General features: G+C 42.8%; 10 protein-coding genes. 2 read left to right on the plus strand and 8 right to left on the minus strand.

Going from position 1 to position 14,848, the window contains the following annotated elements:
* Positions 1-373 precede the first annotated feature (373 nt).
* A complete protein-coding gene (locus tag PFZ69_RS19220; protein ID WP_270182717.1) occupies positions 374-577 on the plus strand; it encodes a hypothetical protein in 204 nt (67 codons plus the stop codon).
* A 448-nt stretch (positions 578-1,025) separates the two neighbouring features.
* Here PFZ69_RS19220 and gatB read toward each other — a convergent pair whose 3' ends face one another.
* From gatB to pruA, 5 genes are all read right to left on the minus strand, one after another.
* Positions 1,026-2,459, minus strand: coding sequence for an Asp-tRNA(Asn)/Glu-tRNA(Gln) amidotransferase subunit GatB (gene gatB / locus PFZ69_RS19225; RefSeq protein ID WP_270182718.1), 1,434 nt, complete (start codon positions 2,457-2,459; stop codon positions 1,026-1,028).
* A 16-nt stretch (positions 2,460-2,475) separates the two neighbouring features.
* Positions 2,476-3,930: an Asp-tRNA(Asn)/Glu-tRNA(Gln) amidotransferase subunit GatA gene (gene gatA / locus PFZ69_RS19230; RefSeq protein ID WP_270182756.1), complete on the minus strand. Its 1,455-nt coding sequence runs from the start codon at positions 3,928-3,930 to the stop codon at positions 2,476-2,478.
* A gap of 12 nt (positions 3,931-3,942) precedes the next feature.
* Positions 3,943-4,233 (minus strand): Asp-tRNA(Asn)/Glu-tRNA(Gln) amidotransferase subunit GatC, encoded by a 291-nt coding sequence (gatC, locus tag PFZ69_RS19235; protein WP_270182719.1) that lies wholly within the window; start codon positions 4,231-4,233, stop codon positions 3,943-3,945.
* Positions 4,234-4,448: 215 nt separating this feature from the next.
* On the minus strand, positions 4,449-5,912 hold the full coding sequence (gene putP / locus PFZ69_RS19240) for a sodium/proline symporter PutP (RefSeq protein ID WP_442865224.1): 1,464 nt from the start codon (positions 5,910-5,912) through the stop codon (positions 4,449-4,451).
* A 552-nt stretch (positions 5,913-6,464) separates the two neighbouring features.
* Positions 6,465-8,012, minus strand: a complete 1,548-nt coding sequence (gene pruA, locus PFZ69_RS19245; RefSeq protein ID WP_270182720.1) for an L-glutamate gamma-semialdehyde dehydrogenase — start codon at positions 8,010-8,012, stop codon at positions 6,465-6,467.
* A 280-nt stretch (positions 8,013-8,292) separates the two neighbouring features.
* Between pruA and PFZ69_RS19250 the strand changes: the two genes are divergently transcribed.
* A complete protein-coding gene (locus PFZ69_RS19250; RefSeq protein ID WP_270182721.1) occupies positions 8,293-9,288 on the plus strand; it encodes a metal ABC transporter solute-binding protein, Zn/Mn family in 996 nt (331 codons plus the stop codon).
* Between the two features lie 42 nt (positions 9,289-9,330).
* On the opposite strand, the gene PFZ69_RS19255 is transcribed toward PFZ69_RS19250, so the two are convergent.
* Genes PFZ69_RS19255 through pcrA form a run of 3 tightly spaced genes read right to left on the minus strand, consistent with a single transcriptional unit; the run spans position 9,331 to position 14,805 of the window.
* Positions 9,331-10,539: a CamS family sex pheromone protein gene (locus tag PFZ69_RS19255; RefSeq protein ID WP_270182722.1), complete on the minus strand. Its 1,209-nt coding sequence runs from the start codon at positions 10,537-10,539 to the stop codon at positions 9,331-9,333.
* 13 nt (positions 10,540-10,552) lie between these two features.
* Entirely contained in the window at positions 10,553-12,559 is a 2,007-nt protein-coding gene (gene ligA / locus PFZ69_RS19260) for an NAD-dependent DNA ligase LigA (RefSeq protein ID WP_270182723.1), read from the minus strand.
* Between the two features lie 26 nt (positions 12,560-12,585).
* The gene (gene pcrA, locus PFZ69_RS19265) at positions 12,586-14,805 is read right to left on the minus strand and encodes a DNA helicase PcrA (RefSeq protein ID WP_270182724.1); all 2,220 of its coding nucleotides are present in this window, start codon (positions 14,803-14,805) and stop codon (positions 12,586-12,588) included.
* Positions 14,806-14,848: the final 43 nt, after the last annotated feature.

Below are 14,848 nucleotides of genomic sequence, written 5' to 3' on the forward strand. Positions count from 1 at the left end.
TTCTATATCTCTATTCTATGCTACCATTATAACCCAATAGTAGTCTCTTTTATCTTATTTGAAAAGCCTTAACCGCTCGACAAATTCGAACGAAAAGACTAATAAAAAATGTTTAACAAACAAAAAACGCCCACATCACCGTGACCGTCTCAACCCGATTAACCTCAGATATGATTATATTCGTTTAAGGTGGAAAAAGCAATGAAAAGCGGAAGTAGCCGTTTAGGTCCGACAAGCGCTGGAGCCTTTCAATTTGAACACGCTTTTTGTGTTCGGATTGAAAGGTGAAGCGATCGAGGACCTGGCTACTGCAGCTGGACAATGAAAAGCGGAGATGGGCGATTAGACCCGACAAGCGCTGGAGCGCTTTCCCATGAACACGATTTTTAACACGATTTTTGTGTTCTTGGGAAAGAGCGAAGCGATCGAGGGTCTGCCCATCACAGCTAGACATCGAAAAGCGGAGGTGGCCCGTTTAAATCCGCAGGACGTTGGAGCCCGTGAGGATGAGACGCTTTCTGTCTCAACCGAAGGGGCGAAACGACCGGAGGATTTGGCCACCGCAGCTAGACAATGAAAAGCGGAGGTGGGCGATTTGAAACGGAGGTATTGGAACTCTTGAACTTGAACACGATTTTTGTGTTCTGTTGAAAGAGTGAAATATCGCAGTTTCTGCCCACCGCAGCTGGACATGTGAAAAGCGGAAGTAGACGTTTAGGTCCGACAAGCGCTGGAGCCTTTCAATTTGAACACGCTTTTTGTGTTCGGATTGAAAGGTGAAGCGATCGAGGACCTGGCTACTGCAGCTGGACAATGAAAAGCGGAGACGAGCGTTTAGAAACGGAGATATTGGAACTCTTGAAATAGAACACGCTTTTTGTGTTCTGTTGAAAGAGTGAAATATCGCAGTTTCTGCGAGTCGCAGCTGGACATCGAAAAGCGGAGATGGGCGATTAGACCCGACAAGCGCTGGAGCCTTTCAAATAAAAAAAACCCTCCAATCAAGGAGGGCTTTCGAAATCAATCTATCGCTTATCCATTTCTTCAACAATTAACTTATTAACCATTGGAGGATTCGCTTTACCTTTTGTTGCTTTCATCACTTGTCCAACTAGGAAACCAAGCGCACGGTCTTTACCATTCTTGTAGTCTTCGATCGATTGCTCGTTCTCATCAAGAATACCAGTAACGATTCCGCGTAGCTCGCCTTCGTCAGAAATCTGAACGAGGCCTTTGTCCTTAACGATCTGTTCAGGATCGCCACCTTTTTCAATAAGATCTTTGAAGACTTTCTTCGCGATCTTAGATGAAATGGTACCTTTTTCGATCAATGCAATCAGCTTGCCAAGACCTTCTGGTGTAAGAGCCACTTCGTCAATTTCTTTATAGTTCGCGTTCAAGTAGGCAGACACTTCACCCATCAACCAGTTAGAAGCCTGTTTTGGATCTGCGCCTTGTTCGATTGCGACTTCAAAGAAATCGGACATCTTCTTAGACTGAGTAAGAACCTTCGCATCGTACTCAGGAAGATCGTACTTGTTCACATAGCGCTCACGGCGTGCATCCGGTAGTTCAGGGATATCCGCACGAACGCGGTCCATCCAAGCCTTGTCGATTGAAAGACGAACAAGGTCTGGTTCAGGGAAATAACGATAGTCGTCAGACCCTTCCTTCACACGCATCAAGATTGTTTTCTTACCTGCTTCATCGTAACGGCGTGTTTCTTGTCCGATTACGTTTCCAGCAAGTAGTTCTTTCTCCTGACGTACTTCTTCGTACTGAAGACCTTTTTGAACGTTAGCGAATGAGTTCAAGTTCTTAAGCTCTGTCTTCGTTCCAAACTCTTCTTGTCCGTATGGACGAAGTGACAAGTTTGCATCACAACGAAGTGAGCCTTCTTCCATCTTACAATCAGATACTTCTGTGTATTGAAGAATAGACTTCAACTTCTCGAGATAAGCATACGCTTCTTCAGGTGTACGGATATCTGGCTCAGATACGATCTCAACAAGAGGTGTACCTTGACGGTTAAAGTCAACGAGAGAATGATTTTCTCCATCAACGTGAGTCAGTTTACCTGCATCCTCCTCTAGGTGAAGACGCGTAATCCCAATTCGCTTTGTCTTCCCGTCCACTTCAATATCGATCCAGCCATTTTCACCGATCGGCTTATCATATTGAGAGATCTGATACGCTTTTGGGTTATCAGGGTAAAAGTAGTTTTTACGGTCAAATTTCGTGTCTTCTGCAATCTCACAGTTTAGTGCCATAGCAGCACGCATTGCGAAATCAACAGCCTGTTCGTTCATGACAGGCAGAACACCAGGGTGTCCTAGACAAATCGGGCACACGTTCGTGTTAGGAGGCGCACCGAAATTCGTTGAACAGTTACAGAAAATCTTCGTGTTTGTCTTTAGTTCCGAGTGAACTTCAAGACCGATGATTGTTTCAAAATTCATTTTCAGTCGTCACCCCTTACAGCTCTGGTTTAGCTTTATGATGATCAGTTGCTTGTTCGTAAGCATGAGCTACACGATAAACAGTTTTCTCATCAAAATGCTTTCCGATTATTTGTAATCCGACAGGTAGGCCATTAGACAATCCACAAGGTACAGAGATAGCAGGTACGCCAGCTAAGTTAACCGGAATCGTCAGAATGTCGTTCGCATACATCGTTAGTGGGTTATCGATCTTCTCGCCCACTTTAAATGCAGGTGTCGGTGTTGTAGGTCCAATAATGACATCGTAGTCCTCAAACACTTTTTCAAAGTCGTTCTTGATCAGCGTACGAACCTTTTGCGCTTTTTTATAGTAAGCATCATAATAACCTGAACTTAGTGCAAACGTTCCAAGCATGATACGACGCTTCACTTCCTCACCGAAGCCTTCACTTCTTGTTTTCTTGTACACATCAAGAAGGTTATCTGCTTCAGCACGTACGCCATATCTTACACCATCAAAACGAGCTAGGTTTGCTGATGCTTCAGAAGAAGAAAGTAGATAGTACGTTGCAACGGCATACTTTGAATGCGGTAAGGAAACTTCTTCCCATGTCGCACCAAGTTCTTCAAGCTTCTTCAATGCTGCAAGAACTTTGTTCTTCACATCTTCATCTACACCTTCAGCAAGGTATTCCTTTGGAACCGCAATGCGCAGACCCTTCACGTCTCCAGTAAGACTTGTAAGATAATCAGGAACATCAACGTTCGCTGAAGTAGAGTCCATCTTGTCGTGCCCAGCAAGCGTCTGAAGAAGATATGCGTTGTCTTCTACAGTATTTGTGATCGGACCAATTTGGTCGAGAGATGATGCGAATGCGATCAATCCGAAACGAGAAACACGACCATATGTTGGTTTCAACCCAACTACACCGCAAAATGCTGCCGGCTGACGAATCGATCCACCGGTGTCAGAACCAAGTGAGAAGAATACTTCTCCAGCTGCTACAGATGCAGCAGAGCCACCGCTTGAGCCACCAGGTACATAGTCTGTATTCCATGGGTTACGGGTCGCATAGAAACCTGAATTCTCGTTTGAAGAACCCATCGCGAACTCATCCATATTTAATTTCCCAACTGTAACTGTTTCAGCTGCTTGCAAACGCTCAACTACTGTTGCGTTATGTAATGGTTCAAAATTTCCTAATAGCTGACTCGCAGCTGTTGTACGAAGACCTTTCGTGACGATGTTATCCTTAACCCCGATCGGCAGTCCGAAAAGTAGACCCCTTGCATCTTCCGTTCCAAGCTTATCATCAAGGGATTTTGCAGCTTGCATAGCCCCTTCTTCGTTCAAGGTCATGAATGCTTTTACTTTGTTTTCAACCGAGTTAATACGATCAAATGAACTTTGAACAAGTTCACTAACTGATAGTTCTTTCTTGTGTAGCAAGCTATGGAGCTCGCTTATGCTTTTATCAAACATCGGTATCTCGTACCTCCCTTACTCTAAAATTGATGGAACCTTCACTTGTCCGTTTTCTTGATCTGGTGCATTTTTAAGTGCATCTTCACGTGAAAGCCACGGCTGTACCTTGTCTTCACGAAGAACATTCTTCAGATCAAGAACGTGAGTAGTTGGTTCAACATTTTCTGTATCTAGTTCATTCAGCTGCTCTGCCATCGAAATGATGTCATCGAGCTGAGTTGTAAACTTTTCGACTTCTGATTCATCCATTTCAAGTCTCGCCAGGTTCGCAACATGCTTAACCTGTTCATTTGTAATTCTGGACATCTCTTTCACCTCCGTAAAATTCGAACAACCTGCAATATATAGATGATACCAAAAACAGACTTCATTAAGCAACAGAATGCCGTTTTGTCAATATTAAGCAGATTTTCAATCAAACGTTTGTTTAACACACCTTATATTGCCCTCACCGTTCGAAGTACTTGTATAAGAACAAAAAAAAAGACCCACTCCAATTGGAGTGAGTCTTAGTGTAACAATTAAACTTGAGAAGATTTCGCTTCATCAAATTCTGCTTCAATTTCTTCTCCAGGTTCTTTACCAACATAGCTGAATACCAATACAGCGATCCAGCAAAGAATGAAACCTGGTACGATTTCGTAAAGGTCGAACAGACCACCTGAAAGTTGCTTCCAAATGATAACTGTCGCAGCACCTACAAGGATACCTGCAAGTGCACCGTTACGAGTCATGCGTTTCCAGAACAAGCTTAGAATGATTACTGGTCCAAATGCAGCACCAAATCCTGCCCAAGCGTAACTTACAAGACCAAGTACAGAGCTTTCTGGGTTATAAGCTAGAAGGATTGCTAGCAATGCGATTCCAAGTACAGCAATTCGACCTACCCATACAAGCTCAGTCTGGCTTGCATTCTTACGTAGAATCGCTTTATAGAAGTCCTCTGCAACAGCACTTGAAGATACAAGAAGCTGAGAGTCAATCGTACTCATGATTGCAGATAGGATTGCTGCAAGCAAGAATCCTGATACCCAAGGGTTAAATAGGATTTGAGTGAATTCAATAAATACTGTCTCAGAGTTCTCAAGGCCGCCTGAGAAGAATGCGATACCGATGAAACCTGTGAAGATCGCACCGAATAGAGAAACAACCATCCAAGTCATACCAACAAGGCGCGCTTTTGGAATTTCTTTTGATGATTTAACTGCCATAAAACGTGTGATGATATGAGGTTGTCCAAAGTATCCAAGTCCCCAAGCAAGAAGGGAAATGATACCCATGAAGCTCATGCCAGTGAAGATATCAAGGTAAGTTGTATCGATCTCACCAACTTGATTCACTGTTTCGCCCCAACCGCCCATTTCAAAGATCGCAACGATTGGTACGACAACTAGAGCTAGGAACATCAAGATTCCTTGGAAGAAGTCCGTCCAGCTAACTGCTAAGAAACCGCCGAGGAACGTATAAGAAATAATTACGATTGCACCGATCCACAAAGCACTTTCGTAGCTCATGCCAAACGAGCTTTCAAACAGGATTGCGCCCCCAACTAGACCTGAAGACGTATAGAATGTAAAGAATACAAGAATGACAATTGCTGAGATAACACGAAGAGCTTTTGATTTATCACGGAAACGATTTTCAAGATAATCTGGAACCGTAATGGAATCATTTGCTACCTCAGTGTAACGACGAAGACGTGTTGCAACGAATTGCCAGTTCAGGTAAGCTCCGACCGCGAGCCCAATCCCGATCCAAATCTGGCTCATACCACCTGCGTACATTGCACCAGGCAGTCCGAGTAAGAGCCAACTACTCATATCTGATGCACCCGCACTAAGTGCTGCAACAGATCCACCTAATCTTCTTCCTCCAAGAACATAATCTGATAAGTTGCTTGTTAGTCGGTAAGATATTAGACCGATTGCAAGCATTCCGACAAGATATACTATAAACGTGACTAACGTAGGCGTTTCAATACTCATCTAGTACTATTCTCTCCTTTCGGTAAAAAATGTAATTATGGATAGTATGACTAATAAAGGCATCGGTATAAGCAGCCAAAACCAAGTTGCTGTTGTTAAGGTGTATTCCACACTTTCACCTCCTTTAAGTCATTATTCACAGGTATGCATTTTCCTGAGAATTAAAATTTTCATTATAGACCATAAGTCCTTTTACAAACCAATGATTACTATATCATAAAATATTTTTCAGAACAATTAAAATCTTATATCATAAACTTTTTTATGAATAATTATTCACCAATATCCTTCCATACACTGCCATATTGAACGATCTAGAATAAGTATTCAATGAAATTAATTAAAATTAATTAAGAAATATGTAATGATAAGACACACTCTAGTAACATTTACCCACCAAATTGACATGTTAATCTTGATTCTGAAATATTCTTTAGTGATTTTGGCATTTTTATAATATCCCGTTTTAATTCATTACATGCAAAACGTTAAAACAAAAAAAAGAAAAGCACTCTCGAACGTTGCGAGAGTGCTTATTCAGTCTCATTTATTCTAGTACATTTCAGAAATTGTTTTCGCCTGCATATGAAGGATCAAGTAATCAGGGCCACCCGCTTTGGAGTCAGTACCTGACATTTTGAACCCACCGAATGGATGGTATCCAACGATTGCGCCAGTACAATTTCGGTTGAAGTAAAGGTTACCTACATGGAAATCTTCCTTCGCGCGCTCGATGTGCTCACGGTTGTTTGTAATAACAGCACCCGTAAGTCCATATTCAGTGTTATTGGCGATTTCAAGAGCGTTATCAAAGTCTGTTGCTTTCGTTAAGCAGACAACTGGCCCAAAGATCTCTTCTTGTTGCATTCGAGATTCAGGGTGTAAGTCAGCAAATACTGTCGGTTGAATGAAGAACCCTTTCGAGTCATCTCCAGTACCACCAGCAACGAGACGGCCTTCTTCTTTACCGATCTCGATGTAGCTCATGATCTTGTCATAAGCACCTTGATCGATCACTGGTCCCATATACACATCAGGCTTTTTCGTTTCGCCGACAGAAAGCTCATTTGTAAGCTTCACGACGCGATCGAGTACTTCGTCATATACATCCTGATGGATAACGGCACGGGAGCCAGCTGAACATTTTTGTCCAGAGAATCCGAATGCTGAAACAACGATCGCTTCAGCAGCAAGTTCAAGATCAGCAGTATCGTCAACGACTACCGTATCCTTACCACCCATCTCAGCGATTACTTTCTTCAAGTGCTTTTGACCAGGCTGAACCTTTGCAGCACGCTCATAAATGCGTGTACCGACTTCAAGCGATCCAGTAAATGAAATCAAAGCAGTCTTAGGGTGATCTACAAGATAGTCACCTACTTCTTTACCGCTTCCTGGTACAAAGTTAAGTACACCTTTAGGTAGTCCTGCTTCTTCAAGCACTTCTACGAATTTAGCAGCGATTACTGGTGTCGCACTTGCAGGCTTCAGTAGAACGGTGTTACCCGTTACGAGTGGAGCTACTGCTGTTCCAGCCATAATCGCAAACGCAAAGTTCCAAGGTGGGATAACGACAGACACACCAGCCGGAGTATAAACATAGCGGTTATGTTCATTCGGGCGACTGTTTATTGGTTTCCCTTCGCCAAGATCAATCATCTGGCGCGCATAGTATTCCATGAAGTCGATCGCTTCAGCTGTATCAGCATCTGCTTCCTTCCATGGCTTACCTGCTTCTTTTACTAGATACGCCGAAAATTCATGCTTACGACGGCGTACGATCGCTGCAGCACGGAATAGTAAATCCGCACGGGCACGAGCGGACCATTTTCTCCAGCCTTCAAGAGCTTTGTCAGCAGCTTGAATCGCTTTTTCCGCGATATCTTGATTCGCTTTAGAAACTCTACCTACGACTTCTTCCTTGTTCGCAGGGTTAATAGAAACGATCTTGTCTTCGGTGCTAATTCTCTCACCGTCTACGAGAAGATCGTAATCTTTTCCAAGTTCGCCTTCAACTTGCTTAAGCGCTGCCTCGAACGCTTTACGGTTCTCATCTACCGTAAAGTCTGTAAATGGCTCATGTTTGTAAGGTACTACCATGTAAATCCAGCCTCCTTGTCGATTAAAACGTTTTCACATCTACCATTCTATCATGTGATAACACAATTCTTCAAACAAAGAAAATATTGCCACAATTTTTGATAGAATCGCATGTTTTTTTATTGCTATATATTGGGTGTATCCTGAATTGCTTTCTACTAAACCCCTGATTTTCATCCTATTTATTTAGTCGTAAATCGAAAAGATTACTATTTGCAAGTGGACTAAATTCCTATATAATGAACTACAGTAAACAGTAAAAGGTAAAAAGGAGTTTATTATGAAAAGATACGTTTCGGTAGCGTTCCTGCTATCTATATTTACGTTTCTGTTAGTTGGCTGTGCTTCAGGTGACGATAACGAGACTACATCAGAAGGCAAGCTTACGATCTATACAACGTTATACCCAACTGAATACTTCGCTGAGCGAATCGGTGGCGATGCAGTAGAAGCTGAGTCGATCCTCCCTCCAGGGAGCGATGCACATAGTTTCGATCCAACTACTAGAACGATGACTGAGCTTGCAGAATCTGACCTCTTTATCTTTAATGGTGCAGGTTTAGAAGGTTTTGCTGATACTGCAAAAGATATTTTAGACAAAGAAGGCGTTACGACTCTTGAAGCTTCAAAAGGTATTGACCTCGCTGAAACGGAAGAAGGTCACGAAGAGCATGCCGACCATGAAGATGAACACGAGGACCACGATAGTCATGATGAAGGAAATGAAGAGCACCACGATCATGACCATGGTAATGTAGATCCTCATGTATGGATCGATCCTATTTTTGCAATAGAGCAAGCTAGAAACATCAAAGAAGCTCTTATCGAGTTAAAACCAGACCAAGAAGAAGCATTTGAAGCGAACTTTACTGAGCTTGAAAATGACTTACTCGAGCTGGATGAATCGTTTAAAACGCTGGTAAGCAATGCCGATAAAAAAGAATTTCTCATTTCCCATGATGCTTATGGGTATTGGGAAAAACGCTACGGGCTAGAACAATTGAGCGTTACAGGTCTTTCTCCATCACAGGAACCTACTCAACAGCAGTTGGAGGAAATCATTGAGACCGCGAAACAGTTTAACTTGCAATATATGATTTTCGAGCAAAACGTTACCCCTAAGCCTGCAAAAACGGTACAGAAAGAACTAGGACTAGAAACACTTCGCATCCATAACCTATCTGTACTCTCGGAAGATGATATCAAGAATGAAGAAACTTACCTTTCTCTCATGAAGAAGAATATTGAAACACTAGAGAAAGCACTGAGCGAATAACACGAAAAGGCTTCTACGGAAATTCCGTAGAAGCCTTTTTCATTAGCTGTAGATATGAACGAACGGTTCTTCTTGATTCGGGTCTTTTACGATGATACTCTCCGGCTTTCCATTACTCGTGATGTAAATCGATACCGGTAAATTCTGCTGGAACGTATCGTTTCGCTTTTTGACAAGCCCAGTAACAAACTGAGTAAATGAAATTACTTCAGCTTTACTATAAAACTGAATAGGAATTTCCACCTTCAACTGTCGAAGTTCATCCTGCTTGTAAAAGCCAGCACCGATAACTCCTACAAAGTTAGGAAAGAAATCCTGAACTTCACGAGTAAAGTCTGCAAACTTTTCAGCATCAGCTGGAAACTCATTCTCTGCTTTATCAGATGGAAATGCCACATATTCCTCGTTTAAATCTTTCCAAGAACCTGCACTCGCCTTTCCTTCTTCAACAATTGTCGAAGCAACAAAGTTTCCAGGAACGACCGATTGTCTCGGCTCTTCGATAAAGAGCGTAAACATAACAGGAACATCATGTTCTTCACGGATTTTCTTTATGATCGGCTTGATCGCTTCCTTACCCTGCTGAATAACTTTTTCACGATTTAATTTAACGTTGCCAGTGTATTTCAACCCTTCTTCATCTAACACGGAATAGGGATACTCAGAATATAAGGATAAGGCAATCGAAATACCGCCTAGTTGGAGTTCATCATCTTTGTTTTGAACATAGTAGTCTTGTTCATGAATAAAGGAAAGGAATTTAGGATTGTTTTTCTCCGCCTCGATGACTTTCTCGTGTTGGCTAGGATCATCCTCTACTCCTAGAGCAGGGTTAAGTCCCTCACTGTCTCCCTTTTTTCGATACAACCAATTGTGAATCTGCTCAGAGTCAAATAGCTGACCTTCTTTAAAAAAGTACTTCTCTGGATCAAAATGTTCTTGGGAAAGACGGATCAGGCCCATCTCAAGAGAATCCACATCGAGTCTGTTATCCACTCCAGCTGTAATAAGCCCTCTTACTTCTGACGCATCTAAAGAGTTCTTATCTCCCTTTTTCTCAAGTACGGAACGGTAATACTTTTCAGATGTTTTAATATCTTCACTGACGATCATTTCTTCACTTTCTTCATCCTTAGAATTAGGCACTTCCACTGTGTCATTCTGCTCGTCCTTCATGAAACTAGGAACACAGCCTGATAAAACCAGCGAAAGAGCCATCATACTACCGATGATCGCTCGCATCTTTCGCATTAATTCCCTCTCCTCATTTTGCTAACTCTTCGACGAATTTGTTTTCATCCCATATTTCTATATTTAACGATTCAGCTTTTTCAAGCTTGGAACCAGCATCTTCCCCAGCAATGAGTAAATCAGTGCTTTTACTTACACTGCCCGTTACCTTTGCTCCTTGTTCTTCAAGCTTCTTCTTTGCATCCCCACGACTCATTTGCGAGAGCTTACCTGTTAAGACGATGGTTTTTCCGGCGAATACGGAATCGATGTCTTCTACTGAAACAGGCTTTGGCCCTTTGTACGTCATGTTGACCCCAGCAGCTTTAAGCTCATCCACAAGTTCATGAACTTCTTCGTTCTGAAAATATCTCACAACAGAGTCTGCCATTTTCTGACCGACTTCATTGATCGCTTCAAGGTCTTCTACAGTAGCTTCCATCATGCTGTCCATCGTACCGAATTGCTGTGCAAGTGTCTTTGCTGCCTTCGACCCGACATGTCGGATGCCAAGGCCAAACAATAGCTTCTCTAGCGAATTATCTTTTGAAACAGCGATGGCTTCTAATAAGTTGGCTACAGACTTCTCACCCATTCGTTCTAATTCGATCAGTTGTTCATGCGTTAGCTGATAAATATCTGCCACATCATGAATGAGTTCTTCTCTGAAAAGTTGCGTGATCACACGCTCTCCAAGACCGTCAATGTTCATTGCGTTTCTTGACACAAAGTGAATCAATCCCTCACGAAGCTGGGCAGGACATTTTGGGTTAATACACCTAAGTGCCACTTCTTCCTCAAGACGCACGAGATCACTCTCACACTCTGGACACGTTTCAGGCATGGCAAACCCTTGCTCTTCTCCAGTTCGACGCTCTTCAAGCACTGAGACGACCTCTGGAATGATATCGCCGGCTTTTTTCACAACAACATAATCACCGATTTTAATATCTTTTTCTTTAATGAGATCTTCATTGTGAAGAGAAGCACGTTGTACAGTCGTACCAGCAACTAAAACTGGTTCGAGCAGCGCTGTTGGCGTTACGACACCCGTCCTCCCTACGTTAAGCTCGATATCAAGCAACTTCGTGACAACTTCTTCTGCAGGAAACTTATACGCGATTGCCCATCTAGGACTTTTAGCGGTGAAACCAAGCTCTTCTTGCTGTTCGAGTGAATCGACTTTTACAACGATCCCATCGATCTCATAGGATAGGTCAGGTCTTCGTTCAGACCAGCCCTCAATATAGTCGATAACAGCATCGATTGTATCACAACGTTTCCATTCAGGATTCGTTTTGAATCCAAGGTCACTAAGATAATCGAGTCCATCCGAATGGGAGTCGATTTCTTTTCCATCTACGGTGCCTACTCCATATACGAAGATCGATAGATTCCGACTAGCTGCAATCTTCGGGTCTAGCTGACGAAGCGACCCTGCAGCCGCATTCCTTGGATTAGCGAATAAATCTTGTTCATTCTTTTCACGTTCTTCATTTAGCTTCATGAAAGAAGGCTTCGGCATGTACGCTTCGCCACGTACTTCCATGCTTACCTGTTCACTAAGACGAAGAGGTATAGCAGGAATGGTCTTCAAGTTTTGTGTGATGTCTTCACCAATCGTGCCATCACCTCGGGTTGCACCACGAACAAACCTACCATCTTCATAAATTAGCGACACAGCAAGCCCATCGATTTTCAGTTCACATACATATGAAAAGTTTTCGCCTATACGGTCACGTACACGTCGGTCGAAATCCCGTAAGTCTTCTTCACCAAAAGCATTTCCAAGGCTAAGCATCGGGACTCGGTGCTCAACCTTTTGAAATCCTTCTAATGGTGGACCCCCGACTCGCTGTGTAGGGGAATCTTCGGTACGTAGATCAGGGTGCTCTTCCTCTAGCTTTAAGAGCTCATCCATCATTCTGTCGTACTCAGCGTCAGGCACAGTTGGATTATCCAACACGTGGTACTCATAATTATATTTATTTAGTAGTTCTCTAAGTTCTTCAATACGCTTACTGGCATTCTCATTTTCCACTATGAAACCCTCACCTTTCAGGATCGCTATTCTTTCTCGATAGGGGCGAACTTAGCGAGTAGTCGCTTGATGCCTACTGGAGCAGGAAACGCTATATCAAGCTCGGTTGAATCTCCTTCACCTTTAACGCTGACGACCGTTCCAACACCCCATTTTCGATGGCTCGCCTGGTCACCCACTTTCCATGCAAGCGCCTCTCCACCGGTTGACGTAAGCTGTGGACGGCGAGGTTTCTTAGGCGCAGCAGGTCTACTTGAACGGGAGTTTGTACTAGATCCGAACGGTGTAGGCTTTTCTTGTCCCTCTTTTTCCAACAGTTCTTCAGGAATTTCTCCAATAAAACGAGAAACTGGATTTGTAGTTGTTTTACCATATAACGTTCGCATCCGAGCATTCGTTAAGTACAACTCTTCTTCCGCTCTCGTTATCCCTACATACGCAAGGCGGCGTTCCTCTTCCATCTCTTCTTCTTCAAAAAGTGAACGACTATGAGGGAAAACTCCTTCTTCCATTCCGATTAGGAACACTGCAGGGAATTCAAGTCCTTTTGCAGAGTGAAGAGTCATGAGCGTAACCGCTTCTTTTTGTTCCGTTTCGTCTTCATCGAGCTTATCGATATCCGCTACGAGAGCTAGATCCGTTAAGAACGCGATCAAGCTTTTATCTTCGCTCGCTTTTTCAAATTCCTGAGTAACAGAAAGGAATTCATTTATATTCTCTAATCGAGACTGCGCTTCGATCGTGTTTTCGTTTCTAAGTGAATCGCGGTATCCAGACTTATCGAGAACTTCCTCAACTAACTCTGACACAGCAAGGTACTCTTGCATCTGCGTCCAGTTTGCGATCAAGCTTCCAAAGCTTCCAAGTGCTTTTGTAAAACGAGCGCTTAGTCCCATCTGTTCTACTTCTTGTAGAGCCGTGAAAATAGAGATATCTTGATCAGCCGCGTAACGTGCAACTTTGTCCATCGTGGAAGCACCTACACCTCGCTTCGGTACGTTCACAATTCGAAGCAAACTGATATCATCGTCTGGGTTTGCGATCAAACGTAAGTACGCAAGCAAGTCTTTGATCTCTTTACGATCATAGAACTTTGTCCCCCCGATGATATTGTACGTGATGTTGGATTTGTTGAGTATTTCCTCAATAACACGCGACTGGGCGTTCGTACGATAAAGAATGGCGATCTCTGAATTTGTGCGCTTGCCACTCTTCACCATATCAAGAATCTTTCCTGTTACGAACCTGCTTTCATCATGTTCATCGTTCCCTTGATAGTATGTGATCGATGGCCCATCTTGATTATCCGTCCATAGCTTCTTAGGTTTACGATTCATATTGTTGTCGATCACAACGTTTGCCGCTTGAAGAATCTTCTTCGTTGAACGATAATTCTGTTCCAATAGAATCACGCGAGCGCTCGGATAATCTTTTTCAAATGAGAGGATGTTCTGAATATCCGCACCACGCCAACGATAGATCGACTGGTCAGAATCTCCTACAACACAAAGGTTTTGATATTTCTCTGCCATCAATTTAACGAGTACATACTGTGCTTTGTTCGTATCTTGGTACTCATCCACATGAATATATTGAAACTTACGCTGATAGTATTGAAGAACTTCAGGTACTTTCTTAAATAGTGTGATGGTACGCATAATGAGATCATCAAAATCTAGCGCTTGGTTTTTACGAAGCTGCTTCTGATATTGTTCATACACATCTGCAGCGATTTCTTCGAAAGGCCCTTTCGCTTTCGTCTTATATTCTTCCGGTGTTAAAAGTTCATTCTTCGCTGAACTGATATTTCCTAGAATACTTCTAGGATCAAACTTCTTTGGATCTATATTTTGATCTTTAAGGATTTTCTTTATAACCGTCAGCTGGTCACCAGAATCCAAAATCGTAAAGTTACGATTAATTCCAATCCGATCGCCGTCTCTTCTCAATATTCGTACACACATCGAGTGGAATGTTGAAATCCAAATATCTTCCGCCACTGGACCAGCAATCGTATGAACACGATCCTTCATTTCTCTTGCAGCTTTGTTCGTGAACGTAATCGCGAGAATATTCCAAGGCGCAACTTGTTTTTCTACGAGTAGATACGCAATACGATGCGTAAGAACCCGTGTCTTCCCACTTCCCGCTCCAGCCATGATCAATAGCGGGCCATCCGTATGCTTGACCGCCTCCTGCTGTTCAGGATTCAATCCGTTTAATAATTTATCAACTAATCGTTGCATGTTCCGCACCCCTTACAAACATATGTTCTAATTCCTATTTTAC

The sequence above is a fragment of the Alkalihalobacillus sp. CinArs1 genome (assembly GCF_947387515.1).
Classification (GTDB): domain Bacteria; phylum Bacillota; class Bacilli; order Bacillales; family Guptibacillaceae; genus Guptibacillus.